Genomic DNA, 26273 nt, shown 5'->3' with positions numbered 1-26273 from the left:
GAATGATCGTGAAAAAGTGGTTTTGGATACTACCCTTCTTCTTTCTACTGATGGGAAATCTTAACATCTACGGCGAATCCTTACAAAGTTTTGATGCACAAATGCAAGGCAATGAATCAACACCATCAACAAACGACAATTATTTTGATCTACAACTAAAACCTGGACAGGAATCGACTTTGAATGTCTTAGTCACGAATCTAAAAGAAACTGAGATCACGATCATTCCGTCCTTTAATCGTGCAAAGACTAATCAACTAGGTGTTGTTGAATATTCTGGTAGAAATCAAGATCGTCCTAATAATTTGCCCATTGATATCGAGAAAATTGTTTCTGTTGATAAGCAAAAGTTTACTCTTGCGGGACATGAACAAAAAAAGATTCCTTTAACCATCAAAATGCCAGAAAAAGATTTTGATGGAGTAATTACGGGTGGGCTCTATCTCCAAGAAGAACCAAAAAAAGATATACAAGGAAATATTCAACATGTCTTTTCTCGGGAGATTGCTGTCTTACTTAAAACACAACTAAACAAAATCCAACCGAACTTAGAACTAAAAAAAGCAGCACCTACCCAAATCAACCAGAGAAATGCCATCAAAGCAACTTTGGAAAATACTAATGTTGCTTATCTATCTAGTGCTCGTATACACTATGAGATCAAAAAAGAACAACAACAAACCCCAGTACTAACTGGGACCCAGCCCATTTCGTTCGCCCCTAACAGCGGCACGGATTATTTGATTTTTTTAGAAGGAAAAGAATTCGAACCAGGAACCTATCAGCTAATGACGAATGTCAAAAACAAGGAAATCAATTGGCAGCAAAAGATAAATTTTACTATTTCGCAAAAAACAGCTGCAACTTATAATGAACAAAATATATCTACTACAAAGGATGAGCCGCAAAACAATTGGCTCCTTTGGCTAGCTGGAGGTATTATTTTCGCTCTCGTCCTCATTATTGTCTTTTTACTGTATCTGATGAGAAAGAAAAAACGATGACTGTTATCAAACAAAAACTAACCCTACCTAGATTTTCACGAGGCAGAGTTAGTTTTTTTCTTCTGATCTAGCAGTTATCGATATACTATCAAACACATTAGTTCTTTACTACGATCAGGAACAATCCCAGCCGTTCTTCAACAACTAGCGACTACTTATTGTGATTCTCCAAATCGAATGGTATCTCCAATCGCAAACTCTGGAAAGATTTGAGGCTCTACAACGATTGCTCCTGGCAAGACTTCGTTTTCTCCTGTGCGGAAATAAATGGAGATATGACCGAGGGTTTCAAAGTTATGATTGGCTTCACTGCCAACTTCTTTGATTTGATATTCTTGGTTGCCGATGGTCAGTATATCCCCTGTTTTGATGACATTTTTAGCCGTTTCACGATTGTCATGGACCACACAGATGTCTTTTAATTCAGGTGGTACCTGTTGTCCGAAAAGAATCATTAAGTACTCTGCCGCAAATTCTTCCACTAAAGAACCAACCTCAACAATCTTTGTTGTGTGCATGGTTTTCTCCTCCTTCTATGATAACGTCGTATCTTGTAAATGACGTAACTGCCAAACAGTGGTACTGGCATCTAGTTCAACGTCATCTTCAGTTAAGAAAGAACCCGCCCGTATAAAACGTTTTGCTACTACTTCTCCAGAGATCAGTCCGATCGGGATATGTCCCTCTCGCTTCATTTCTTCGTGGGTCTCAAGTACTCCTCGGACACAAAAACCACCGATTCCATCTAAATGATCTCCAGGTTGAATATCTTTTTTCGCTACCGCAACGGTTTCTGAAATTGGGGCGCCTAATGGAACAATGGCATGATCTTTTTGTAAGACAGCTTTTGCAATCGTAATTGGTGTTTCTAAACTTGCTAAATGATACGGGCGATATAAGATATGATGATCCCGTTCCCCTTTCTTCATCAAGTAATTCATTTCTTCAGCTACTTCGCTATTTTGCCCCTTAACGATAACAAAGACGCCTGGCGCTAAACCATCCACATATTCCACTACACCAAATTGAGATAAGACCCCACCATTTTCTTTTAAATCTAACGAAGTAATGACAGAATCTAGATCCCCTTTCAAACCATGCATACCTACCTTGTCAGGGATATAGCCAATCGCATTTGATAAAAGATTCATTTCAGCCATTGTTTTTGTTCCATCTTGGAAAGCAGCTAGCATATGAGGAGCCATTTGTTTTTTCTGAGCTTCTTTTTCAGCAGTTGCCGGATTTGCGGAAATATTCAATTGATTATTCTTCCCTTTTCCCGCAACTAAGACTTCCATCCCCATAGACGAAGCAAATTCAAATAATTCGGTGGTTGCTGCAGGTTCATCGCCATCTGATCCTGTATAGATCAACCCTGCTGAATCATAGAGTTTATGCATCAAAGGTCCAATAGTGATATCGATTTCAACATTTAATAAGACAAGATGTTTTTTTGCTAATAACGCTTCAAGCGCAATTTTTGATCCTGCTTCAGGTACACCAGTAGCATCTACGATTACTTCATTCCAATCAGAGTGAATAATTTCTTTAGCATCTGTTGAAATAAGGACATCATTTTTAACTTTTGCCGAAGCTAGATACGTTTCTTTCGCTTTTTGTGCATAATCAAGGGACAAGTCACTGATCCCTGTTACGATCATCCTTGGAATTGACGCTATTTGTGCAATCATTCCCCTGCCCATTTGTCCTGCACCAATTACTCCCACTTTGATTGGATTACCTGTTTTTTCTCTTAATTGTAATTCACCATATAAAGTCATCTTATGTATTTCCTCCACTCATTCAATTTTTTATGTGTTTTTTATAAATATTCTCTAAAGATTCGGTTCACTAATATTTTAGGCGAATTGGCAAAATTACCAATTGTCGAGCCCGCAATATGCGGAGTGATCGTGACATTCTCTAAACTTAGATAAGGATGATCTGCAGGTAATGGTTCCTGTTCAAAAACATCCACTGCTGCTCCAGTAATTTCTTTGTTTCTTAATGCTTGGATCAAATCTTGTTCATTGACTAATCCAGCACGGGCACTATTGATGAAAATAGCAGAAGGTTTCATTTTTTTGAAATGCGATTCATTGATCATGTGTTTTGTTTGAGGGGTCAAACGATAATGCATCGAAAAGATATCTGCTTTTTCCACCAGTTCCTCTAAACTAACTTGGGTGTCAGGGGACGTACCATCAAAATAATCATCAAAGAAAAGAATGTTACATCCAAAAGGTCGTAACAAATGAGCAACTCGTTGGCCAATTTCGCCATAACCAATTAACCCAATCGTTGACTCTTTTAATTCTGGTGCTAATAGCCCGTTAGGATAGTACTTTTGCCACTGATGCTCTCTTAATTTTTGATTTCCCCGTGCGATATTGCGTATTTCTGTTAAAATCAGACCGACAGTAAATTCCGACACACTGGTCTTACTTCTGCCAGGAGTATTATAAACAGCAATGCCTTTTTCTTCGGCATAGCTAACAGCGATATTTTCAGTACCTGCTCGCAGTACGCCAACTAATTCCAGATTTTCTGCTCGGTCGATCACTTTTTTACCAATCGGTGCAAATTGAGTAATGATCCACTGATACTCTTCAATATTTTCTAAGAGATACTCTGGTAATTCGACTGCATCACACCCTTGTTTTTCAACCTTGATATTATCTTTTTGCAGACTATCTAAATCAGAATGTCGCCATTCTTTGATGTCTACAGAAATTCCTTTTGTGGCTAAATCTTTCAAGGGTTCTGTTGCAAAGTTTTAAATAAAGAATAAAATCCCTTACGGTATCTATGATTTAAGCTGGGATTCCCAATAATACCTTGATTTCAGTACAGACCGAAAACCCGAAGAGAGTGCCTTCTTTTCGGGTTTTCTTATATAATCCTCGAATGGCTTCCATGCCTTTAATCGTGGTAGAGGCAGTGCGTAAACTTCGATAGAATTTATTGCGTCTCTTTACTGGACGATGGTCTTGTTCAATCAAATTATTCAGGTATTTAATGGTACGATGTTCTGTCCCTTGATAAAAGCCGTATTCTTTTAGTTTCTTAAAGGCACTTGTAATAGAGGGGGCTTTATCTGTGACTTACAACCTTCGATTCATCAAACTGCTTCACTAACCGCTTAAGAAAAGCATAGGCTGCTTGTGTGTCCCGTTTTTTACGTAACCAAATATCCAAGGTTAAACCATCTGCATCGATGGCTCGATACAAATAATGCCATTTTCCTTTAATTTTGATGTACGTTTCATCCATTTTCCATGAATAAAAGGATTTTTTATTTTTCTTTTTCCAAATTTGATAGAGTAGTTTGCCATATTCTTGCACCCAACGATAAATCGTCGTATGAGAAACGTTAATGCCACGATCATATAAGATTTCTTGAACTTCACGATAGCTAAGGTTATAACGAAGATAGTAGCCCACGGCTACAATAATCACATCCTGCTGAAATTGCTTTCCTTTAAAATGACTCATCGTCATTCCTCCTGCTATCTTTTTCTATTATTCTACCTTATCTGATAGTAGATTTAAAACTTTGCAACAGAACCATTAATTTCATCCTCAACCTTATTTTATCTAAACTCTTACTAGCCAAATTTGACAGACAGCTTTTTATATACGCGTGATTTTTCCACATAGATTTCCATTATCTATTCGACCATTATCTATTATTAAATCACTAAACTGATTTTTCTCCGGAAAAACAACTATAACAGAAGTGTCTCTTCCAGATTTTATTATTTTTTCAAAATCTACATCAACTAGTAAAGTTTCAGAAGTAACTACATCATTTTCTTTCACACAAATTGAAAAAGGCTCTCCTTGTAATTCGACTGTATCAATTCCAATATGGATCAAATAATCAATTCCTAAGTTACTTTTTATATTAATAGCATGTTTAGTAGGAAATATATTTGTTACGCGACCAGCTAACGGAGCATAAATTTTTGTATTATCAGGTATGATAGCAAACCCATCACCCAATAATTTTTGTGAAAAAACAGGATCATTTACTTCTGTGATGGAAATGATTTTTCCAGAACAAGGTGCATAAAATTCTTCTTGTTTTTTCTTTTTGAAAATCTCAAACATATAAAATACCTCCTACTTATCTTTTCCTAATATTTGATTGATTTCTTGACTTAATAAGTCAGCTTTCCCTCCAAAAACAGCTTGTATACCGCCCTTTACTTCGAAGACAGCAGTCGCACCAATGGCTTTTATTGTTTGTTTTTGAACAATTTTCCCGTTCGTAACAGCAACACGTAAACGAGTTGCACAAGCTTCAACAGACTCAATATTATCTTTCCCACCAAGGGCATCAATAATTGTAAGAGATTCTTCACGTAATGATGTATTTTTATTTACTGCTTTTTTAGGATGAACTTCCGATTCTTCTTCCATTCCAGGAATAGCCACCTTGAATTTTTTGATGAAAAATGTAAAAACAAAGAAATATATAAGCGCCCATGCAATACCAAAAGGAATAAGTTTTAACCAATTAGTTTTGTCGTTCCCCTGAAGTACACCAAATAATAAAAAGTCGATCAAACCGCCTGAAAAAGAATTCCCTACACGAATATTTAAGATATCCGCAAAATAAAAAGATAGCCCATCTAAGAATGCATGAATCACATAAAGCCAAGGAGCTACAAATAAGAACATATACTCTACAGGTTCAGTAATTCCTGTTAAAAAAGAAGTAAGAGCACCACTAAAATAAAGTCCACCATTTTTCTTACGATTATTTTTGGGAATCGCACGATACATTGCATAGCAAGCTGCCGGTAATCCAAACATCATTGTTGCGAATCTTCCTGCAAAAAAGCGAGTACCATAAGTAAATAAGCCTGTATGATTTGGATCAGCTAATTGTGCAAAGAAAATATTTTGTGCCCCCGCAATTGTTGCACCAGCAACATTTTCTGTGCCCCCCAAAGAAGTGTACCAAAACAAAGGATAAATTGTGTGATGTAGCCCGACAGCTCCAGTTAACCGAAGTAAGAATCCATAAAGGAAAGTACCTATGCTACCCATCTGTGCAATTTGTTCTCCAGCAACCACTAAACCATTTTGAATTGGTGGCCAAATTAAATAGAAAAAAGATCCAATAACAATTGCAGCTAAACTAGATACAATAGGGATAAATCTTGAACCTCCAAAGAACCCTAAAAATTGCGGAAGTTCTATTTTTCTATATCGGTTGTGTAAGAATGCAACCGTTCCCCCCACAACAATTGACCCAACAACTCCTGTATCAAGTGTTGCCCCTTTTGCTGAAAATAGTTCAAGAAATCCACTAATTGTTGCAGTATAGACTAAATAAGCTACACCTCCAGCTAACCCAGCTGTTCCTTTGTCTCCATTTGCAAGTCCCACTGCAATTCCGATTGCGAAAATTAAAGCTAGATTTGCAAAAACTGCATTTCCAGCATAGCTCATGATGCTTAAAATAGTATGCAACCAAGTTTGATCTAAAATTGGATAAGCATTTATAGCGCTCTCATTTGTCAACGCTCCTCCAAGACCTAATAGTAGCCCGGCCACTGGTAATATAGCGATCGGTAACATAAATGCACGACCTAATTGTGAGAATTTTTTAAACATTTCCTTTTCCCCCTAACTTAATGCTTTAATAAATCTTGAAGTAATTTCTTGTGGTCGGGTAATAGCCCCACCCACAACAATACCTGCAACTCCTAATTCTTTTATTTCTTTTGCTTGCTCTGGAGTATGAATTCTACCTTCAGCTATTACACAAATATTAGCTTCAACTAATTGTTTAATAAGTTCAAAATTTGGTCCATATAGCTTTTTACTTTCTTCGGTATAACCACTTAAAGTAGTTCCAACAAAATCCACCCCCGCTTCATAAGCATTTTTACCTTCTTCGAAGTTAGATATATCTGCCATCAATAACTGATGAGGATATTTTTCTTTTATTTTTTTTATAAAATCATTGATAGATAGACCATCATGTCTTTTTCTTAATGTGCAATCGAGAGCAATCACTTCTACACCAGTAGCAACCAACTCGTCCACTTCTCGCATAGTTGCTGTAATAAAAGGAGCTTCTGGTGGATAATCTCTTTTTATAATTCCAATCATTGGTAATTCAACTTGTTTTTTGATTGCTAAAATATCACGAACAGAATTTGCACGTATACCAACAGCTCCTGCTCTTTGTGCGGCTAGAGCGAAATAAGGCATAAGACTCTTTTCTTCTTTATAAAATATTTCACCAGGTAATGCCTGACAAGAAACGATTAAACCATCTGAGATCGCTTCTAAAAACTCTTGTTTATTCATTATCCTAAACACTCCATTTTTATTATATTTTTGGATAATACCTCCAAAAAACAATATAGCATCCGCTTTCAAAAATGTAAAGTTAAAAAAGGATAAATCCGGAGTTTTTTTAAAGAAAAATGGAGTATAATGGAGAAAACATTTTAACTGCAAAGGAGTTTGTATGAATTATATCTATTTAATCAGAGAGCACTACCCCTTACTAACGAGATCTGAAAAAAAAGTCGCAGATTTTATTTTGAATTCTGGTAAAACTATTATTTATAGTACAATGAATGATATTAAGAAAAATACTAAAGTAGGTGATGCAACGATTATTCGTTTTTGTCAAAAAATTGGTTTTTCTGGATTTTCTGATTTGAAAATTGAAATTGCAAAAGAAGATTTTAGTCATCAAAAAGAACAACCTAGTAGTAAGAAATATTATGATGAAATTGCTAATACTTTAATAGATGCTTTACATTTAACTATTCGTTTGTTAGATGAAAATAAACTGGATAACGCAGTTCAAATGATTAAACAAGCAAAGAATTTATATTTATTTGGAGTAGGCTCCAGTGGAAATACAAGTCTCGATCTAGAAAGTATGTTTTTACGAGTAGGTGTGCAAGCAAAAGCAGTATTAGATCCACACTTTCAAGCTCAAGTTGCTTCCTTATTAACAGATCAGGATCTAGTAATTATTTTCTCTTTATCTGGAAAAACGAAAGATACCTACGATTCATTGAAAATTGCAAAAAAAAATGATTCAAAAATAATTGCAATAACCAATTATATCCATTCACCAATTGGTCAATCTGCTGATTTGGTTTTACAAACAGCAATTGAAGAATTTTTAAATGGTGGTTCTTTAGCTGGAAAAATTTCACAACTTTATATTTGTGATTTATTAGTGCAAAGATATGAACAAAAATATAATATTGATTCTGTTGAATTGAGAGAAAAAGTTTTACGCTCCATTATTGATAAAAGAATTGAATAAGCCTAAGATCTATACCAGTAAAATATAAAAAGAACATCTTTTAATGGATGTTCTTTTTATATTTAATATCATAATTTTTTTGTTTATATGATTTTTCTATAATAGGTAAAAATAACTCTGTTTCCGCTTTTTCTCTTGCCTTTTTTGCATCTTCTAGACTCTTATACAAACTCAAATTATATTTTTTCCCAGCTAAATTAATATATGCAACCCATTTATTATTTAAATGGCAAACACCTTTTATTCCACTTTGATTATTTTTTGAACGTTTTGCTATCAAAGACTCTACAAAGGTTCCATCGATTTTTACTCTAGAATCTTGCTTTTTTAAACAACTACAACTTTTTGTATGTCCACAGATTAAATTTCCATATTGAACGAGACACCATTGACCACAATCACATTTACAAATCCACTTACTACGAGAGATACTATATTAATGATATGATACTATGTTTTTCCATATTAGAGAATATAAGAGTTACAACCGAAAAATCAACAATCAACAAATTTAAACAATGAAACAAGTTAGATTGTCAATTATTTTATATCTATTTTAGAACTATACTGAGTGAACAATAAAATAATTTAACTAAGCCATACACTATATATTACAAATAAAGGAGTATAAAATGAAAAAAAATTATTCTATTCTCATACACATGTTGTCACAACTTTCTAATTTATTTTCTAAAAAATATCTATTTGTCTATGTCAGTCTTATTTTTTCTATTTGTATAAATTACATTTGTTCGTTGATAAGCATAATCTCAAGCATTTATATTACTCTTATATTTCCTATAAAATCTGAATCGCTAACAATTATCACAATAATAATTATTAGTTTTATTTTATCCATAATTGCTCACGCTATCAGGCTCACTTTAGTACATTTAAGTAAAATAAATATTATTTCAGTCTATAAGATACTTGATATTTCGAAAGACTTTTTTACTCATGTATTGCTGTTTTTCACATTACTTCTACAATTTACTGATATGTTATCTTTTGATGGCACAAGCCTTTTAACACAGTTAGAAGAAAATCATGGTTACTTGAATGTGTGGCTATAGGTATAACTGCTCTTTCACTTCAAATTATTTATTTTCTTAAATATCAATTAAATAATATGGAGAACGAAAAACAGCCCTATTCATTAGAATAAGACTGTTTCTGGATCAAGCAATCGCGATTGAAAAATAAATTATATAAAAAGATAATAATGTAAATTTATTTTCTATCCTTATTTTTATTAGAATAATTATTATACTTACTATATGATATGAGCAAGCTCTTTTATCAATTAGCCTATTTCACAATGTTTTTTTGCTTTAACAACATTTTTACAAACCAAATTCCCAAAATAGCTAAGCTTACACCTAACAAGTTATAAGTAAACCGCATTGCTAATGTTTGAGGAATTCCATACATCTGACTAGCTATCGTCAACGCACCAATACAATTAAAAACCGTTTTATAACGGTAACTAGAACAAAATCCTAAACAAATACCACCTAATAAACTAAGTATCTCAATTGGTAAATACATACTTAATAGAATAAAAGAAAATATACCAATAATTGTGCCTAGCAAACGGTCGGTTGCACGTGTTTTCAAATCAATTATTGAAAATCCATAGCTCGCAAATAAAGAGGAAAAGGCAAACCCAACCCACATGAATCGTTCAAAAGATAGATACTGACTAACAGACAATAATAAGCTAATGAAAAATACATAGGAAAACAACCAAATTTTCAATGAAACACTCTTTTCTTTTAAAGCCTTGAACATTGTCTTTTTTTTGTGCTTATTGCGATGATTGTGATAAATTATCCACCAAAATATAAGAAAAAAGAGACCAAAGAAAAGAAGACGATCATTCAATAATTTTTTCGTTATTTGGTCTGTTATTGTCGAATAAACAACAAATATATAAGAAAATCCATATAATGACGGATTTCCCATTTTGGAATCACTTAAAGTAGCAATTAGTATTCCTCCTAGTAAAAGGAAGTGCGACAATACTTGCAAAGTAAAATTTGGTAATAAATGGACAAATGGTGCGACAAACAATGCACCAAAGACAACACTCAATCCTAAAATTGATTGAGCGTATTTATACCCAAAGTCAACGAATCTTAGACTAAGCATCATACAGAAAAAGACAATAGCATATGGCTTATTGGATTCACCAAAAAACTTCGTAGACAAAACAATCACACAGATAGCAAAACCAACAATCAAAAATGAACGTAGAACTAGGGATAAAATATATTTTCTACGATCATACTTGGATTTTGTACTTTTTATTTTTTGCTTAAGTATTAAAGGATCTAATTGTAGTAATTGATAAAAAGTCATTTTCTCTACCTCCTTACTAATACTGCTAATTATTTAACTAAATCTAGCAGTTATAAATACTTGAAGTAAGAGTTTTTTGGGAAATAGAGAATACTTATATAATTAATTTTTCACTTACGTAAATCTCTCTTATCAACCAAACAAAACTACTATACGTTATACTTCTTTTGCTAATTTTTAATTGTTCAACATAACTTTTTATAATTTTTGTACTCAACTTATTCAGAAAATCAATATTAGAATATTTCTTAGAATAAGATTGTTTCTGGATCAATCAATTGTGATTGGTTTAAACTGTGATCTAAGCATAATTCAAAATGTAAGTGACTACCTGTACTGTTTCCTGTCGAGCCAACATAACCAATAATTTGTCCTTGTTTTACTTTGTCGCCAACTTTGACTTGATATTCTTGTTGATGCGCATATAAAGTCGTTGTACCATCTTCATGTTCGATGGCTACATAATTGCCACATTAGGGGTGAAACTCTGCTTTAATAACCCTTCCTGCCTTGCTAGCGTAGATTGGATCGCCTTGTGCTGCTGCTAAATCTAATCCTCGATGAAATTCTCCTCCACGATTACCAAATGGACTAGAAATCGTATAGTTTTTGACTGGTACGAGATACCCTTCTTTATTTAGTTGTGGCCCTGCTACTTCTTTATCATACATAGTAAAATCATAGGTCACGATTAGAACATTTAATTTTTTATCGTAGCTAGTATCTGTCGCGTAACGTCCTGTCAAAAATTTCGTTGCTTCGTGATAGGTTTTCGTATTCGTTTTCCAAACGCCATCGTAAAAGTGTCTATTTCCTGTTAAGCCCTCTTTATAACAACAAAGCAGACAATAGTTTACCTGTTTTCTTCATCTACAAATTTTCTTCCTTTCCTTCATTTTTTATACCTATTAAAAGATTATAAAAAGTTTTTTGTATATGTCCACATATCACATGAAATTAATAGATTATAAAAATTTTTTAAAGACTGATAAGGTTGGCTGGTCACAAGACACTCTAGCAATAAAGGACAAAAGTATCTTGCTATAACTAATACTATATAAATAATATGATTATTAGGTTGCGTCAAGAATTATGTGTAAATGGAAAAGCCCATTCTGTTGATTAAGTTAAAACATTGATTCTAATGTATCATGTATTTCTTTAAAACCTTTATGAACTCGGCATAGAAACTTTTGATTATAGTTGTTGAATTGAGATACTAGAAATCTCTCCAGAGATTCTTCATTAGGAAATTGCTCTTTTTTTTTGGTATATTTCTTTAATTGTTTGTTAAAACCTTCAATCAAATTAGTTGAATAAATAGTTCTTCTGATTGACGGAGGGAAATTATAAAAGGTTAATATAGCAGGATTCATGAGCAATTTAACCACTCGTGGATACTGCTTTTTCCATTTATCTATCATAAACCTTATTTGATTATTTGCTTCTTCTTTTGAACTTGCTTGATAAACTAATTTGAAATCGCTACAGATTTCTTGTCGATCACTAACACGAACCTTATGAGCGATATTTCTAGATATATGGACACAACATTGTTGAAATTGAGCATTTGGATAAACACTATGAATACTATCGTTAATGCCACTTAAACCATCAGTTACGACTAATAAAACCTCTTTTAAACCACGGTCTTTTAGGTCTTGAAGAATCTCTTTCCAAACATAAGCAGATTCAGTTGGAGCAAGACTAAACCCAAGAACCTCTTTGGTTCCATCTAATCGAATGCCAATTACAATATAAACTGCTTCTTTTGAAACAGTTTGTCTTTTTAAAGGAATATAAGTAGCATCCATGAAAATAGCGACATACTTATCATTTAGAGTTCTAACTTTAAATGCATTTACTTCTTCAGTCAGCACTTTAGTCATGTTGGACATGGTTTGGGGCGTGTAGTGATGCCCATACATTTTCTCAATCAAGTCTGCGATTTCCGACATGGTAATACCTTTTCGGAAGAGGTGAATGACGGTCTCCTCTAAGGTATCATTCGTCCGTCTATAAGCAGGAACAGTCTGTTGCTTGAACTCGCCGTTGCGGTCGCGCGGAATCTGGAGATGAAGTTCCCCGTACTCGGTCTTGACCGTACGGTCATAGGAGCCGTTACGAGAATTACCCGTGTTAAAACCAATGCGATCGTACTTTTCGTAATCGAGGAAAGCCGTTAACTCCGTTTTGAGAAGCGTATTGACAGCTTTTTCCAAATGGACACGGAATAATTCATTCAAATCGCCTTTGTTCGCTAGAGTCTTTAGAATTTCTGTAGTAAAATCGTTCATATGGAAGTCCTCTTTTCTGTGAATGTGTTGTGGTAACTCTATTCTACAGAAGGGACTTCCTTTTTTCTATTTACACAAAATATTTTACACTCTCGATTATTATATAGAAGATTAGATGTTTAGCAAACATGTTGTCTATGTTTTTATTTTAAGAACAAATACCACTAAACTGATTCTTTTCTAACTTGAAATAATCTGGCTATTGTTCCAAGAAATTATTGTGATTATTTCAGCTTATCATTTAGATTATGAAGGTGGTTATGAACATACAACACAATATATTAATCGTACAATGGGTAAGTATCCTGAATTTGATTACTACCATATTTGTCTACCGATTTCTGCTTCCTGTGGCATTTCAATGTATCAATCAACATGGTTACCTTGGGATCCAGAAAAAAAGAGCTTTGGTTAAATCCCCCTACTGAAAATGCTATAACTTTAGAGAATCATACATTTGATTTTTTTAAATTGGTATGAAAGATTACTTGTTTCAACAAAAATTAAATCGGTGGTTACATCAAAATATAAATGCTCATCGAACAGCTGTATTAATAGGGATACGTGCGCAAGAAAGTTTAAACCGGTATGCAACTGTGACCAGAAATAACACGATGACGATGTTTGGTTCTATTCGCTATAGTAATAGAATCTATCATAATATTTTTAATTTTTATCCTTTATATGATTGGAAAGTAGAAGATATTTGGACAGCTTATGGTAAGTTTAAATTGGATTACAATAAATTATATGATTTATATTATCAAGCAGGAGTTCCATTAGGAGAAATGAGAGTAGCGAATCCATTCCATGATTGTGGTGTACACGCCCTAAATTTATATCGAGCAATCGAGCCTAATACATGGGGAAAAATGGTTGGACGAGTAAATGGCGTAAACTTTTCTTCAATCTATGGTAAATCTAAGGCAATTGGGTATCGGAATATTTCTTTACCTAAAGGACAAACTTGGAAACAATATGTTAACTTCTTATTGCAAACGTTACCTAAAAAAACTAGAAAAATTTATCTAAAAAAATTTAATTCTTCTAAAAATTATTGGTTAAATAAGGGAGGCGCGTTACCATTAGAAGTTGTGAAAGAATTAAAAGAAAGTGGTATTTCATTTTTAGATCTCGGAAAGCAAAAAAATAATCGTAAATACAAAACAGAATATAATTGTATCAAATTTTATGATTATCCAGACGACATACCAATCAAACAATTTCGTTTAGTTCCATCTTATAAAAGAATGTGTATTACTATTTTAAAAAATGATACTTCTTGTCGGTTCTGTTGCAAAGTTTTAAATAAAGAATAAAATCCCTTACGGTATCTATGATTTAAGCTGGGATTCCCAATAATACCTTGATTTCAGTACAGACCGAAAACCCGAAGAGAGTGCCTTCTTTTCGGGTTTTCTTATATAATCCTCGAATGGCTTCCATGCCTTTAATCGTGGTAGAGGCAGTGCGTAAACTTCGATAGAATTTATTGCGTCTCTTTACTGGACGATGGTCTTGTTCAATCAAATTATTCAGGTATTTAATGGTACGATGTTCTGTCCCTTGATAAAAGCCGTATTCTTTTAGTTTCTTAAAGGCACTTGTAATAGAGGGGGCTTTATCTGTGACTACAACCTTCGGTTCATCAAACTGCTTCACTAACCGCTTAAGAAAAGCATAGGCTGCTTGTGTGTCCCGTTTTTTACGTAACCAAATATCCAAGGTTAAACCATCTGCATCGATGGCTCGATACAAATAATGCCATTTTCCTTTAATTTTGATGTACGTTTCATCCATTTTCCATGAATAAAAGGATTTTTTATTTTTCTTTTTCCAAATTTGATAGAGTAGTTTGCCATATTCTTGCACCCAACGATAAATCGTCGTATGAGAAACGTTAATGCCACGATCATATAAGATTTCTTGAACTTCACGATAGCTAAGGTTATAACGAAGATAGTAGCCCACGGCTACAATAATCACATCCTGCTGAAATTGCTTTCCTTTAAAATGACTCATCGTCATTCCTCCTGCTATCTTTTTCTATTATTCTACCTTATCTGATAGTAGATTTAAAACTTTGCAACAGAACCATCTCAAGGGATTGATTCATCGCCAAAGTTGATCCAACTGCGACAATAACGCTGTCAGCCCCTCTCCCATTTGTGAGTTCTTTGACTTTTTGGACTGGATCGGTTTGACTTGCATCAATCGCTTCAAACCCTAATTCCTTGATTAGAGCTAACTTTTTAGGCATGACCTCAGAAATAATGACCCTTGCGCCCATTGCTCGTGCTGTTAGTCCATTAAGAAGTCCCATTGTTCCTCCACCGATGATCACGATCGTTTCTTTCCCAGGCACTATTCGTAATTTTTTCATATTTTGAACGACGGAGGATAAGGGTTCGACAAAAGCAGCTTCTGAGGCAGATAAAGTTGGTCTCATCTTGACGAAGCTCTTGGCTTTACGAACAAAATAATTCGCAAATCCAAAAATCCCATAAAACTCTTTTGAATAATTCTTTCCAAATTGCCGTTTGTTTTCACAATTCGTAATTTCACCAAATTTACACTCATCACAGTAACCACAATAATCATAAAGTACACTGACTCGATCGCCGATCTGGTAGGTATCGCCGACAGCTTTGCCTTTTGCTATGACAATTCCTGAACATTCATGTCCGCCAGCCATAGGATAGCCTTGATGTTCTCTAAGTCCTAACCATTGTTGATAGTCAGTTGTACAAATGTTACAAGCTTCTTGTTTTACTAACAATTCATCTTCTGCCAATTCAGGCATCGGTATTTCCTTGATCTTTGCATTCTTCTTCTCAGCTAAATAGCCAAATGTTATGTTTTTAGGTTGCATTTTTTCACTCCTATTCTATAATCCAATTGAAAAGGCATACGCAATGATAACTGCGATCGGACCAGTTAAAATTCGCGAAAACAACACAGCTGGCACACCATTAGAAATCGTTTCTGGTTTTGCTTCTCCCAAAGTCATTCCTACAGGTGCAAAATCACAGCCAACTTGTGAATTGATAGCAAACAGTGCTGGTAGAGCGTAATGTGGCGGGATTGTACCATTAGCGATCTCTGTTCCGATCAATAAACCAATCACCGAAGCAATCACCGCCCCTGGTGCTAATAAAGGAGATAAAAACGGCAAACTAGTAATAGCACCTAATAGAACTAAGCCAAGTAAGCTACCGCCTAAAGGTGACAAAAACTTCGCAATAATATCCCCAATTCCTGTATAGTTGATAATACCAATCAAAGTTGCAACAAAAGCCATAAATGGAATAATATTTGTTAGCACGGTATCGATCGTTTCACGCCCTGCTTGATACATGATATTGATAAAGCTCCCCGCACCACGTCCGATGGTATCGATCAAGCCAAAAATCCCACCTTTTTTATTGCTATGATTTTTCTTTTCAGTGGTTTCTTTTGTTATTTCTGTAGTTGTTTCCGGTTTATTTGTGTTGATATTTGATGTTTTTTCATTCTTATCTTCTTTATTATGTACTTGTGCAGCTTCGCTCTCACTAATAATTTCTATGTTTGTAATTGTTGTTCCTGAAACAAAAATATCTTCTGTCATAAATTTCGCCAACGGCCCAGAAGGCGCTTGCAATTTTACGTTGATTGTTGGGATCTTCATTCTTGGATACGTTCCACAGCGTGCTGTTCCGCCACAATCAATGACTGCACACAAGGTTTCTTCTTTTTCCACTGGATTTTTAAATGCATCAACCGCTGTTACCCCAGCTAATTCCGCAATCTTTTCAGCGACGGGATGAATGCCCCCACCGGTTACGCTGATAACGTACTTTTTACGTTCATCATTTAACGGAATGGTTAATGGTCCTCCCCAGCCACCATTTCCTTTATGGATAATTAGTTTTTTTGCTTCCATCTCTACCTCCATTCTCAGTTTCATCTATGCTTCTGTTGTTTTTTTTGCTTCTCTTTGTGTTAAGAAACGAGCAATTTTTTCTGTAATGATTCCTCGTACTAAGATAATCATAAAAGCAGCTAATAAATACCTTAGTCCTAATTCACTTTGATTTCCCACTTTACCAAAGCCAGCTGCCACACCAAGATAAACAAATAGTTCAGCTGAATTTGCATGAGGAAATAATCCCACGATGGGATGAAGCATTGAAACCGTTGCATCATAGTAAGCTGCCTTGTGTTCTTCTTTTAAAAATCGTCCAAATGTATAACACATTGGATTTGTTAAAAAGAAACACGCTAAAAACGGAATCAATGTATAGCGTAATAACGTGAATTTCGTACATCGTTGCATGAATCCAAATACTCTTTTTTCTCCGATAATTTTTATTAGAGCGTTTACAAAAAGAATCAAAGAAATCAACAGCGGAACGATCGTCGTTAAAAATCCAACAAAAGTATCTGCTCCAGCTTGAAACATTCCCATAAAGCCATCTGACAACTTCACCAGAAAATTCAAATCCCATTCCTCCTTTTAAGATCAAATTGCGCGCTTTTATCAAAAGACAATTCATTTGTCATATGATACCATACCAAGAATATATCATTTGACAAAATTAATGTCAATTGATTTTTTTGAAAAAATAAAGTACACTAAAAATGGAAATGTTTTTTATTAAATGTATGACAGTTATGAATAACTGGAGTGAAACGATCAATTGGAGGAAAAAATGAGTAAGTCTGAAGAAAGAAACATGGTGAAAGTAGCAACTTTATATTATAAAGAAGGTCTGACACAAGCACAGATTGCTAAGAAAATGGGAGTCTCTCGTTCACTCATTTCTAAATGGTTAATTGATGCTCGAAAAGCAGGTTTCATTGAATTTTTTATTAATAGTGAAAATATCTATGCCATTGAATTAGAAACCGAACTAGAGAAAAAATTTGCCTTATCTTTTGTTAAAGTGGTGGACACAACTAATCTATCTTATCCAGAAATCGAGAAAATGGTTGGACAAATTGCATCAATCTCTTTAAAAGATAAGATTGCAGCTGCGAAAACAATCGGGATTTCATGGGGAAAGTCAATCAAAAGCTTAGTTACTCAATTTCCATTTGAGAATTATCCTGATACAACATTCATTCCATTAATCGGCGGCATGGGATATAATCATTTTGATATCCACTCCAATCAACTTTGCCATGAATTTGCTCGAAAGACGCGTGGTTCTTCAAAATATCTTTACACTCCAGCACTGGTTTCTAATGAGATAATCCGTCAAGAATTTGAAGGTAATATCTACATTGATAAAATTCTCTCTGAAGCCAAAAAAGTCGAATTAGCACTTGTCGGTATCTCCTCCCCTGATCATTTCAACACGATGGAAGAAATCGGGTATACTAATAAAAAAGAAATGGCACAATTAAGAGGGATTGGTGCAGTTGGGGACATCAACTCCCGTTTTTATGATAAAGATGGTCAAGAAGTAAATCATCCAATCAATAAGCATGTGGTTGGTTTAAGTCTTGAAGAGCTTAAAGCGATTCCTGAAACCATCGCTATTGCTTATGATGATGCGAAATGGCAAGGAATCTATTATGCTTGTAAAAATCAACTGATTGACTCCATCATTACTACCGACACCATTGCGGATCACTTGATTCATATGGATATTTAGCAATAACAAAAACGGAAGTTACGTAAGAGCAGTTCCGCTTCTCACCTATTTCCTTTATCTGCTCTTGAATCTCCTAACTATTTCCGCTATGATTAAAAAGTAATAAAATATGATTTTGTTTGCAGGGGGACGCTGTTGCGTTGAGAAGGTAAAACCTGACCCTTTGAACCTGTTTGGTTGATACCAGCGTAGGGAGCAAATGTCCTTTTTGTTGATGCGAAATCAAAACAAACGAGACATTCTTCTTTCTAGGGGGATGTCTTTTTCTATTTTAAGGAGGATTACAGATGAAAAAAGTGCTTAGTATTGCAGGATCAGATTGTAGTGGTGGTGCTGGTATACAAGCCGATTTAAAGACTTTTTCTGCTCATCGAGTGTATGGAATGTCGGTTATCACCTCAGTCGTAGCTGAAAATACGGTTCGTGTATTGACCTACCAAGATATTTCCCCTCAAATCATCAAAGATCAAATGGATGCGGTTTTTGAAGACATTTTCCCCGATGCCGTAAAAATTGGGATGCTTTCTAGCCAAGAAACAATGCTTGCAGTGACTGAAAGTTTAAAAAAATGGCAACCACAAAATATTGTTTTAGACCCAGTGATGTACGCTAAAAACGGCAATGCGTTGATGGAGCCAACTGCGATTGATACACTGATTCAGACGGTTCTTCCCTTAGCTAACTTGATTACACCTAATATCCCAGAAGCAGAAAAAATTGCTCAATGTACGATCTCATCAATAGCAGATATGGAAAAAGTCGGACGAACCATCTACGAAAATAGTGGAACAGCTGTTTTAATCAAAGGTGGGCATAAATCTGGAGAAGCTACCGATGTGCTCTTTGATGGAAATAAATTCTATCACTTTACTGCAGAACGAATCGAAACCAAAAATACTCATGGGACAGGGTGTACGTTATCTTCTGCTATTGCTTCTGAATTAGCTCTAGGGAAATCCTTAGATCAAGCTGTCTGTGAAGCAAAGAAATACGTTACACTTGCAATCCAACATTCGTTGGCGATCGGTCAAGGACATGGTCCTACGAATCATTTCTACTCGCTTTACCAAAATACCGTTGAAGAGGAGTAATTTTATGTCATCATTCGAAACGATTATCCAACAGATTCGTGCATGCAATCCGTTGGTTCACCACCTAACGAACTATGTAACAGTCAATGATTGTGCCAATATTACTTTAGCTATTGGTGGTTCTCCGATAATGGCTGATGCGATTCAAGAAGTAGCAGAAATAACAGCTAAAACGGATGCACTCGTTCTCAATATAGGAACCTTGAATGAACAAACCGTCGATTCGATGATTCTTGCTGGCAAAGAAGCGAACAAGCATGGAATTCCGGTCATATTCGATCCAGTCGGTGTGGGTATTTCTCAATTTCGTATGGATGTGACTAAAAAGTTATTAAACAGTATCCATTTTACAGTCATTCGTGGAAATTATTCAGAAATCCTTTGTCTAGCAGGTATTCAAACTTCAGCTAAAGGAGTAGACACTTCGCTTGTGAATCAAAAAAAAGAAACTGAAGTCATAAATATTGCACGAACACTAGCTTCTTCTTTTCACTGTATCATCGTCATAACCGGCGCAATCGATATCGTTTCAGATGGTGTTCGAACGATGCAGGTAAAAAATGGTTGTGCTGCAATGCGCCATGTTACTGGTACTGGTTGTATGTTAGATTCTCTAATTGCTAGTTTTTGTGGTGGTTATTCCGATGATTTTTTTGAAGCAGCCGTAAGTAGCGTGATTGCCATGGGAGTTGCTGGTGAATTAGCTTTTGAAAAGGCAAAAAACAAAGGAACAGGTAGTTTACGCACCCATTTAATAGATGAAATAAGTAAACTAACGGATCAAACCTTATCAGAACGAGGTGACTATATTGCATTCGATGATTGATTACCGGCTCTACCTAGTAACAGATCCACTCTTGTTCACTACCAATACACTGCTAGAAGCTGTCTCACAAGCACTTGAAGGAGGCGTTACTGCTGTTCAACTCCGAGAAAAACAGTTAGATTCTAGAAAGTTTTACGAAGAAGCCATACAGATAAAACGATTAACCAAAAGATATAACGTTCCCTTGATCATCAATGACCGCCTTGATATTGCTCTGGCATGTGATGCAGACGGTCTCCATATAGGTCAAAATGACTTACCTATAAATATAGCTCGTAAGCATCTTGGACCAGATAAACTAATCGGTGTTTCAGTACAAACGGTTGAAGAAGCCATCGAAGCAGAAAAAAATGGTGCGGATTATCTAGGAGTCGGTGCAATGTTTCCTACAGATACCAAACCAGATGCAATACATGTCACAACTGAAGAATTAGAAAAAATCTGTGCGCAAATCTCGCTTCCAATCATTGTGATCGGTGGAATCAATCAGCAAACAATCCCAGCTTTTCACTCACTTCCCATTCAAGGTTTTGCTGTCGTATCTGCTATTTTGTCAAAAAAAGATATCAAAAAAGCCAGTCAGGAACTTTTAGGATTGATTGATCAGACGATTGGGAGGTAAATCAATGTCATTTTCAAAAAATTTAAAAATCGAAGCTTATGACAGCCGGGAAAAAGTATTTAATCATCCATTTATTCAAGAATTAGGAAAAGGTATTCTTGCTAAAAAGACATTTCAATTTTATTTACTACAAGATTACTTGTATTTATTTGAATATGCTAAAGTATTCGCATTAGCTGCTGCCAAATCAGACAACGAACATCAATTGTTTCATTTTGTGGAAGCACAATACAGTATTCTAGCAACAGAACTTGACTTACATCGCCAATATATGTTGGATTATGCTATTGAAAAAGAAGAATTTAACACCGTACAACCTTCTTTTTACAATCGCTCTTATACAACAAATATGCTAGCAATCGGCCATAGTGGAGGTGTAGCTGAAATCATCGCAGCTATCCTTCCCTGTGCTTGGACCTATTACGATTATGCGAGTCGTTTAAAAAAACGATATCAATCGAGTTTAGAAAAGAACCCCTATCGCTCCTGGATTGATTTATATGCAGATCCTAGTTTTGAAAAATCATTTGAGTGGATGTTTGACCTGTTGGATGAATTAGTCGAAATGAAAAGTGCGAAGGACCAACAAAAAACAAAACAAATTTTTATTTCCAGTTTGGAATTTGAGTATCTTTTTTGGGAAATGTCTTATCATGAAGAAATGAATCTGATTCCATTATCAGAATAAATTGTATAGTGATCTCAGTAGACAACTTCTTCTGCTTTCGTTTAAAGCAGATCTAGTAAAACATGTTAAGTCTAGGACACTCTCCTTTTAGTCTCTATACCAGACGAAAACTCAATCATTGTAGGACTGATAGAGTATTCTATCGGTCCTGATTTTTTATAAAAAACTACCACACTACCGCTAAGATGAAGTTATTCAACCCATCATTCTGAAAGAACTTATTTGATCACGCCAAACTACTAAGTAAAATTGTGTATGTCTTTTACTGCTTTGAGAATGACCGTTTGTCTAGTCCTCATCGGTGATTGCACTCATTCGGCATAAAAAATAGTAATCTCTCTATAAAATTAACTGACGAAAATATAATCATAAAAAAGCACAAATTCTTTATTGAACCAAATAGAATTTTCTCATAAACTCACATTCCTAAGTCACACATTGCGTCTTTTAACCAAGGATGTAAAACGAAAATATCCGTTAAAGCCCATTCAATATAGGTTTTACACCCTTGATCTAAGGAGATGTCTAAAGCTTTGTTCAATTGTTTTAAATAAGGAGCACTATGGTCTCTATCCCATTTAATCTTATCTGCAATGAAAACAACTTTATCTAAACTAGAAGCATTTTTTTTAAGCGTTGTATGACATTCAATAGCTGATAATATTTCTCTATCCTTGATATTGTATAGTTCTTTTGCTATACATACTGATTGTTTTTGGTGGAGAATCATAGGTAGTTTCTCTTCTTCTTTTAGAACTTCCTCCCCTAAACTCTTTTGTAGTTCTATCCTTTCATCATCAGGAATGACTACGCTAATATCATGTAACAAACCAGCAAGATAGGCTTTATCTTTTGGTACGTTAAATTTTTCTGCAAGTTCTTTCGCCTTGTTGGCTACTTCATACGAGTGAAAGACGGTTTTATCTTTTCCATAATAATTCAAAAATTCTCTGACTTGTATTTCAATATTTTTAGAACTAAAGGGTATCTTATACTCAATAATATTCTTCATTTTAACTCACCTTCCAATGAATGCCTTTACATTATTATATATTAATAAGGTCAAAAATAAAGTTCGACAATCATTCCATCCTCTGATAGTTTTGCTCCTTTAAGCTTTCACCTATCAGCTCAGATGATTTTAGGAAAAAAGCTAAAAGAAAAATGAAGATAGACTGATTTGCAGTATGAAAAATTGATGTTTGCTCCTTTTTAGCTTTTCGATTCCCATGGATCAGGGTACAACGAATAAAATCATCAAATCAATCTAAGTGCGTTTTGATTTCTTACTGTCTGACTTATTCCTATCAGATAACAAACCATAAGTGGCATAAGCAGGAATTACTACAGCTAAGAACATTTTAACGAGAAACTTAAAAACTTTCATATGATTCACCATCCTTTATATGTTACTCATACTTTATCATACTACCTATTAATAACCCAGCTATCACAGGCGATCGCTTATCCTTAGAGACTAACTACTTCTTACTTCTCCCTCATTATTTCATACCATAGTTTATGGTTTTCGAAATTTTTATCATTTCAAACGACGAATCATTATCTGTCCTGGTAATACTATTTTAACCAAATAAAAAGAACAGAAAGAAATTTTCTTCTTTCTGTCCAAATGATTCTGATGTTTCTCTTCACCAACATCATTTGACAAAGAGACCAAAAATGTAAGATCCATTAGGAGTTCTATGATACCCCAAAGCTGAGGTTTAGCTAGAACCCTGATTATTTTAATTAGATGATTACCCATCTCGTATCTTCTTAGTTCAGTTTGACTAAGTGATTAATTTCAAAACAACATTGCTGACTTGACCCTAATTCAGCATAATCAAACAAATATGCTGCATCAATTCATCTCACATTTTAATTTTGTAAAAAATTGATATTTGTTTCACAATTTTATTGTAAAACAAAACAATACTTATTGGAACAAACACCCCTAACATCAAGCGGAATAATCCATTTATAGGTGTTATTTCGCCATGTCTCATATTAAAGATTTGAATAGGTATCATATGAAACAAGAATATATTCTTACTATAGGAGTTTAAATTTTCAAAACTCTTGATTTTACTTTTAGAAATAACCAGCAGTCCATACAAACTAAAAATAAAAGGGATTGTGAAATACATAAAATTCTTATCGATTCCTTGATTATAAAATGTGATTATCCCTTCGACTCCTCCTAAAAAACACGCAGCGACTAGTCCATATATTAATAACTTTCGATGCTTTTCTAAATTATGTACATTATCAGCCAAAACAAATCCTATGGAAATAAAGAGTGGACTAAAGAATAACCCATTTCTTGTAGTAAAAAAAATATTAAAGTATTTTTCCATAACTGATATGACCATTGGATTTGATATAAATAAGGAATACGTTTCAAGGGAACCAACAGAAAAAAATAAAAAACAAACCAGAAAAACCCATTTATATCTAAATCTTTGAAACATATATTTAACTATAGCTAATGAACTTATCAAAGCAGGAAAATACCATAAGTGATAGAAGCTTCCAGTATATAGGAAACTAACTACCAATGCCAATAATATTGACCATAAATTCCACTAAATATCAACTGTATCTTGTAACAGTTGAACACCAAACGGAATGTACAACAAAAACACTATAGTATATAGACGTACTATTCTTCTTAGCCACATCTTCGAATAGCCTTCCCTCTTACTATTTATCCGAAAGAAATATGCATTATTTACAAAAAAGAATGGAACAGCAATACGACAAACCATACTTTTTAGAAAAAAATGCACTATCGGGTGATTAGTAATGGTTCCACAATGAATAACAACAACACAAATTGTTGCAATAAACTGAGCAATAAATAGTTTTTGATTCTTATTATCCATAATCCCTCCAACAAGCAAATTTGACTTTAATAGGCTAGAAATAAAAATAGAATATGTACCAAAAAAAAATTGGAGATAATTAACTCTAACATCTATATTTTCTCTTTCCTCTTTAATTTCTTAAATCCACAATACTATATTAATTATAGTATTGATTAATGTAAAAAACATTAGACTAAAGTCCAATTCATTTAATTCATAATTGTATAGAGCGGGAGCAATTTTAAACTATTGAGGTATTCAAAAAAACAATAGATAGATCCCTATTTTTTTAAAATTAGATGATTACCATTATTGTATTTTCTTGGCTCAGTTTGATTAGATGAATTATTTCAAACACAGATGAGTGGGTAAAAACGACTTTCACTATACCTAGAAGCCAGAAAAATCATAGGTTATCTAACGTTTCAATCCCTGTAGAACCCTCACCCATGATAATGACCATTTTCTGCTCTTTGCAGTAGCGATAGCAACTCATAAAAATCATCAGATAGAAAAACGTTTTCTTCATCTTCATTACCTCTATTCATTTTAGCTTCTTATACGGCAGTAGGTACGGTTCTTTTCATGATGTGGAATGATTTTCTGTATAGAGAGTAGGACAATAGTCCGCTTCAAAAAAAAAATGGCTCTATAACAAAAAAATCTGAGACAGAATGAACCTCATTCTGTCTCAGATTTTTTTTACACCACGCATCAGTTCTTATTGACAAAGAGCCAAAGAAAAGCCCTAATGTAAGACACATTAGGGGTTCATTATGATACCGGCGGCCGGGGTCGAACCGGCACGCCCTTAACGGGCACTGGATTTTGAGTCCAGCGCGTCTGCCAATTCCGCCACGCCGGCGTAAAAAAACTGGGGTAGCTGGATTCGAACCAACGCATGAGGGAGTCAAAGTCCCTTGCCTTACCGCTTGGCTATACCCCAATAAGAAAGGGCGAATGATGGGAATCGAACCCACGAATGCCGGAGCCACAATCCGGTGCGTTAACCACTTCGCCACATTCGCCATTATAAACAATGTTATTTTATTTCTCAATAAAAAACTAAGATGAGTACATCTTAGTCAATACCGGCGGCCGGGGTCGAACCGGCACGCCCTCAACGGGCACTGGATTTTGAGTCCAGCGCGTCTGCCAATTCCGCCACGCCGGCAAGTTTAATTTATTAGTACTAAGGCGGTAACCGGATTTGAACCGGTGATGAAGGTTTTGCAGACCTCTGCCTTACCACTTGGCTATACCGCCATTATACTATTTTCAATCTATAAATGAAATTATAGAACTGGGGTAGCTGGATTCGAACCAACGCATGAGGGAGTCAAAGTCCCTTGCCTTACCGCTTGGCTATACCCCAATAAAGAAGGGCGAATGATGGGAATCGAACCCACGAATGCCGGAGCCACAATCCGGTGCGTTAACCACTTCGCCACATTCGCCATGGCAGGGGCAGCAGGAATTGAACCCACACTAACGGTTTTGGAGACCGCTGTTCTACCTTTAAACTATGCCCCTATGTAATGGAGGAGAGTGGATTCGAACCAC

At 34.9% G+C, this 26273-nt stretch carries 26 protein-coding genes, 9 tRNA genes, 1 pseudogene and 1 riboswitch (1 of these 37 cut by a window edge); of the genes and pseudogenes, 9 read left to right on the top strand and 27 right to left on the bottom strand.

Annotated features, from left to right (window positions below; all coding sequences use genetic code 11):
- Window positions 1-8: 8 nt before the first annotated feature.
- Window positions 9-1004, top strand: a complete 996-nt coding sequence (locus IGL30_RS04305; protein ID WP_088745322.1) for a DUF916 and DUF3324 domain-containing protein — start codon at window positions 9-11, stop codon at window positions 1002-1004.
- Window positions 1005-1159: 155 nt separating this feature from the next.
- Here IGL30_RS04305 and IGL30_RS04300 read toward each other — a convergent pair whose 3' ends face one another.
- The 7 genes from IGL30_RS04300 to IGL30_RS04270 form a co-directional block, all read right to left on the bottom strand.
- Window positions 1160-1522 carry a PTS glucitol/sorbitol transporter subunit IIA gene (locus tag IGL30_RS04300; RefSeq protein WP_088745323.1) on the bottom strand — a complete coding sequence of 121 codons (363 nt, stop codon included), beginning with the start codon at window positions 1520-1522 and terminating at the stop codon, window positions 1160-1162.
- Window positions 1523-1537: 15 nt separating this feature from the next.
- Window positions 1538-2785, bottom strand: coding sequence for an NAD(P)H-dependent oxidoreductase (locus IGL30_RS04295; protein WP_430618546.1), 1248 nt, complete (start codon window positions 2783-2785; stop codon window positions 1538-1540).
- A gap of 41 nt (window positions 2786-2826) precedes the next feature.
- Window positions 2827-3762, bottom strand: coding sequence for a 2-hydroxyacid dehydrogenase (locus tag IGL30_RS04290; RefSeq protein WP_123874889.1), 936 nt, complete (start codon window positions 3760-3762; stop codon window positions 2827-2829).
- Between the two features lie 55 nt (window positions 3763-3817).
- Window positions 3818-4499 (bottom strand): IS6-like element IS1216 family transposase gene (locus IGL30_RS04285; RefSeq protein ID WP_161349253.1). Its coding sequence is split into 2 segments (ribosomal slippage): window positions 3818-4108 and window positions 4110-4499, totalling 681 coding nucleotides; the frame shifts between segments, so codons are not numbered across the junction.
- Between the two features lie 138 nt (window positions 4500-4637).
- Window positions 4638-5117, bottom strand: a complete 480-nt coding sequence (locus IGL30_RS04280; RefSeq protein ID WP_123875171.1) for a PTS sugar transporter subunit IIA — start codon at window positions 5115-5117, stop codon at window positions 4638-4640.
- Between the two features lie 12 nt (window positions 5118-5129).
- Window positions 5130-6632, bottom strand: a complete 1503-nt coding sequence (locus IGL30_RS04275; RefSeq protein WP_081123772.1) for a PTS transporter subunit EIIC — start codon at window positions 6630-6632, stop codon at window positions 5130-5132.
- Between the two features lie 12 nt (window positions 6633-6644).
- On the bottom strand, window positions 6645-7334 hold the full coding sequence (locus tag IGL30_RS04270) for an N-acetylmannosamine-6-phosphate 2-epimerase (protein ID WP_081123773.1): 690 nt from the start codon (window positions 7332-7334) through the stop codon (window positions 6645-6647).
- 163 nt (window positions 7335-7497) lie between these two features.
- On the opposite strand from IGL30_RS04270, the gene IGL30_RS04265 reads away from it, so the two are divergent.
- Window positions 7498-8316 carry a MurR/RpiR family transcriptional regulator gene (locus tag IGL30_RS04265; protein ID WP_081125614.1) on the top strand — a complete coding sequence of 273 codons (819 nt, stop codon included), beginning with the start codon at window positions 7498-7500 and terminating at the stop codon, window positions 8314-8316.
- Between the two features lie 40 nt (window positions 8317-8356).
- Here the strand turns inward: IGL30_RS04265 and IGL30_RS04260 are convergent, their stop codons facing one another.
- The 4 genes and pseudogenes from IGL30_RS04260 to IGL30_RS04245 form a co-directional block, all read right to left on the bottom strand.
- Entirely contained in the window at window positions 8357-8596 is a 240-nt protein-coding gene (locus tag IGL30_RS04260) for a hypothetical protein (protein WP_081125613.1), read from the bottom strand.
- Window positions 8597-9624: 1028 nt separating this feature from the next.
- Entirely contained in the window at window positions 9625-10677 is a 1053-nt protein-coding gene (locus IGL30_RS04255; RefSeq protein ID WP_053765601.1) for an FUSC family protein, read from the bottom strand.
- A gap of 248 nt (window positions 10678-10925) precedes the next feature.
- Window positions 10926-11504: pseudogene (locus IGL30_RS04250) on the bottom strand (peptidoglycan DD-metalloendopeptidase family protein); the annotation flags it as partial.
- Window positions 11505-11804: 300 nt separating this feature from the next.
- On the bottom strand, window positions 11805-12974 hold the full coding sequence (locus IGL30_RS04245) for an IS256 family transposase (protein WP_430618545.1): 1170 nt from the start codon (window positions 12972-12974) through the stop codon (window positions 11805-11807).
- A gap of 202 nt (window positions 12975-13176) precedes the next feature.
- Here IGL30_RS04245 and IGL30_RS04240 point away from each other — a divergent pair, with 202 nt between their 5' ends.
- Both IGL30_RS04240 and IGL30_RS04235 read left to right on the top strand, forming a co-directional pair.
- A complete protein-coding gene (locus IGL30_RS04240) occupies window positions 13177-13389 on the top strand; it encodes a hypothetical protein (protein WP_353875688.1) in 213 nt (70 codons plus the stop codon).
- Between the two features lie 73 nt (window positions 13390-13462).
- Window positions 13463-14293, top strand: a complete 831-nt coding sequence (locus tag IGL30_RS04235; RefSeq protein WP_409541748.1) for a DUF3440 domain-containing protein — start codon at window positions 13463-13465, stop codon at window positions 14291-14293.
- A gap of 22 nt (window positions 14294-14315) precedes the next feature.
- Here the strand turns inward: IGL30_RS04235 and IGL30_RS04230 are convergent, their stop codons facing one another.
- The 4 genes from IGL30_RS04230 to srlA are packed head-to-tail and all read right to left on the bottom strand — an operon-like array spanning window position 14316 to window position 17457.
- Window positions 14316-14996 carry an IS6-like element IS1216 family transposase gene (locus IGL30_RS04230; RefSeq protein ID WP_002331383.1) on the bottom strand — a complete coding sequence of 227 codons (681 nt, stop codon included), beginning with the start codon at window positions 14994-14996 and terminating at the stop codon, window positions 14316-14318.
- 37 nt (window positions 14997-15033) lie between these two features.
- Window positions 15034-15846 carry a zinc-dependent alcohol dehydrogenase gene (locus IGL30_RS04225; protein ID WP_260222151.1) on the bottom strand — a complete coding sequence of 271 codons (813 nt, stop codon included), beginning with the start codon at window positions 15844-15846 and terminating at the stop codon, window positions 15034-15036.
- A 15-nt stretch (window positions 15847-15861) separates the two neighbouring features.
- Entirely contained in the window at window positions 15862-16899 is a 1038-nt protein-coding gene (gene srlE, locus IGL30_RS04220; protein ID WP_010737302.1) for a PTS glucitol/sorbitol transporter subunit IIB, read from the bottom strand.
- A 24-nt stretch (window positions 16900-16923) separates the two neighbouring features.
- Window positions 16924-17457 (bottom strand): PTS glucitol/sorbitol transporter subunit IIC, encoded by a 534-nt coding sequence (srlA, locus tag IGL30_RS04215; RefSeq protein ID WP_010737301.1) that lies wholly within the window; start codon window positions 17455-17457, stop codon window positions 16924-16926.
- A gap of 211 nt (window positions 17458-17668) precedes the next feature.
- Here srlA and IGL30_RS04210 point away from each other — a divergent pair, with 211 nt between their 5' ends.
- From IGL30_RS04210 to tenA, 5 genes are all read left to right on the top strand, one after another.
- The gene (locus IGL30_RS04210) at window positions 17669-18616 is read left to right on the top strand and encodes a sugar-binding transcriptional regulator (protein ID WP_088745817.1); all 948 of its coding nucleotides are present in this window, start codon (window positions 17669-17671) and stop codon (window positions 18614-18616) included.
- A 113-nt stretch (window positions 18617-18729) separates the two neighbouring features.
- A riboswitch (TPP riboswitch) is annotated at window positions 18730-18828 on the top strand.
- Window positions 18829-18903: 75 nt separating this feature from the next.
- Window positions 18904-19707: a bifunctional hydroxymethylpyrimidine kinase/phosphomethylpyrimidine kinase gene (thiD, locus tag IGL30_RS04205; protein WP_088745818.1), complete on the top strand. Its 804-nt coding sequence runs from the start codon at window positions 18904-18906 to the stop codon at window positions 19705-19707.
- 4 nt (window positions 19708-19711) lie between these two features.
- Window positions 19712-20533, top strand: coding sequence for a hydroxyethylthiazole kinase (gene thiM, locus IGL30_RS04200; RefSeq protein WP_123875168.1), 822 nt, complete (start codon window positions 19712-19714; stop codon window positions 20531-20533).
- Window positions 20508-21155 (top strand): thiamine phosphate synthase, encoded by a 648-nt coding sequence (gene thiE / locus IGL30_RS04195; protein ID WP_430618544.1) that lies wholly within the window; start codon window positions 20508-20510, stop codon window positions 21153-21155. Before thiM ends, thiE begins: the two co-directional genes overlap by 26 nt.
- Window positions 21156-21159: 4 nt before the next feature.
- The gene (gene tenA, locus IGL30_RS04190; protein WP_123875167.1) at window positions 21160-21843 is read left to right on the top strand and encodes a thiaminase II; all 684 of its coding nucleotides are present in this window, start codon (window positions 21160-21162) and stop codon (window positions 21841-21843) included.
- A 418-nt stretch (window positions 21844-22261) separates the two neighbouring features.
- On the opposite strand, the gene yqeK is transcribed toward tenA, so the two are convergent.
- The 12 genes from yqeK to IGL30_RS04130 form a co-directional block, all read right to left on the bottom strand.
- Window positions 22262-22855, bottom strand: coding sequence for a bis(5'-nucleosyl)-tetraphosphatase (symmetrical) YqeK (gene yqeK / locus IGL30_RS04185; RefSeq protein WP_088745820.1), 594 nt, complete (start codon window positions 22853-22855; stop codon window positions 22262-22264).
- 859 nt (window positions 22856-23714) lie between these two features.
- A complete protein-coding gene (locus IGL30_RS04180) occupies window positions 23715-24200 on the bottom strand; it encodes a hypothetical protein (protein ID WP_255318410.1) in 486 nt (161 codons plus the stop codon).
- 228 nt (window positions 24201-24428) lie between these two features.
- A complete protein-coding gene (locus IGL30_RS04175; protein ID WP_260222131.1) occupies window positions 24429-24728 on the bottom strand; it encodes an acyltransferase in 300 nt (99 codons plus the stop codon).
- Window positions 24729-25490: 762 nt separating this feature from the next.
- Window positions 25491-25575: transfer RNA gene (locus tag IGL30_RS04170), tRNA-Leu, on the bottom strand.
- Between the two features lie 9 nt (window positions 25576-25584).
- A tRNA-Gln gene (locus tag IGL30_RS04165) sits at window positions 25585-25656 on the bottom strand.
- A gap of 9 nt (window positions 25657-25665) precedes the next feature.
- A tRNA-His gene (locus IGL30_RS04160) sits at window positions 25666-25738 on the bottom strand.
- Between the two features lie 61 nt (window positions 25739-25799).
- A tRNA-Leu gene (locus IGL30_RS04155) sits at window positions 25800-25884 on the bottom strand.
- A 21-nt stretch (window positions 25885-25905) separates the two neighbouring features.
- Window positions 25906-25976: transfer RNA gene (locus tag IGL30_RS04150), tRNA-Cys, on the bottom strand.
- A 37-nt stretch (window positions 25977-26013) separates the two neighbouring features.
- Window positions 26014-26085 (bottom strand) — tRNA-Gln (locus IGL30_RS04145).
- Between the two features lie 9 nt (window positions 26086-26094).
- Window positions 26095-26167: transfer RNA gene (locus IGL30_RS04140), tRNA-His, on the bottom strand.
- A gap of 2 nt (window positions 26168-26169) precedes the next feature.
- Window positions 26170-26243 (bottom strand) — tRNA-Trp (locus tag IGL30_RS04135).
- Between the two features lie 6 nt (window positions 26244-26249).
- A tRNA-Tyr gene (locus tag IGL30_RS04130) sits at window positions 26250-26273 on the bottom strand; it runs 57 nt beyond the window's last position.

Source organism: Enterococcus sp. DIV1089c (assembly GCF_050530965.1).
GTDB classification, from domain to species: Bacteria; Bacillota; Bacilli; order Lactobacillales; family Enterococcaceae; genus Enterococcus_B; species Enterococcus_B hirae.
Note: the sequence above shows the minus strand (reverse complement) of the source record. Positions and strands in the feature narration are given on the sequence as shown.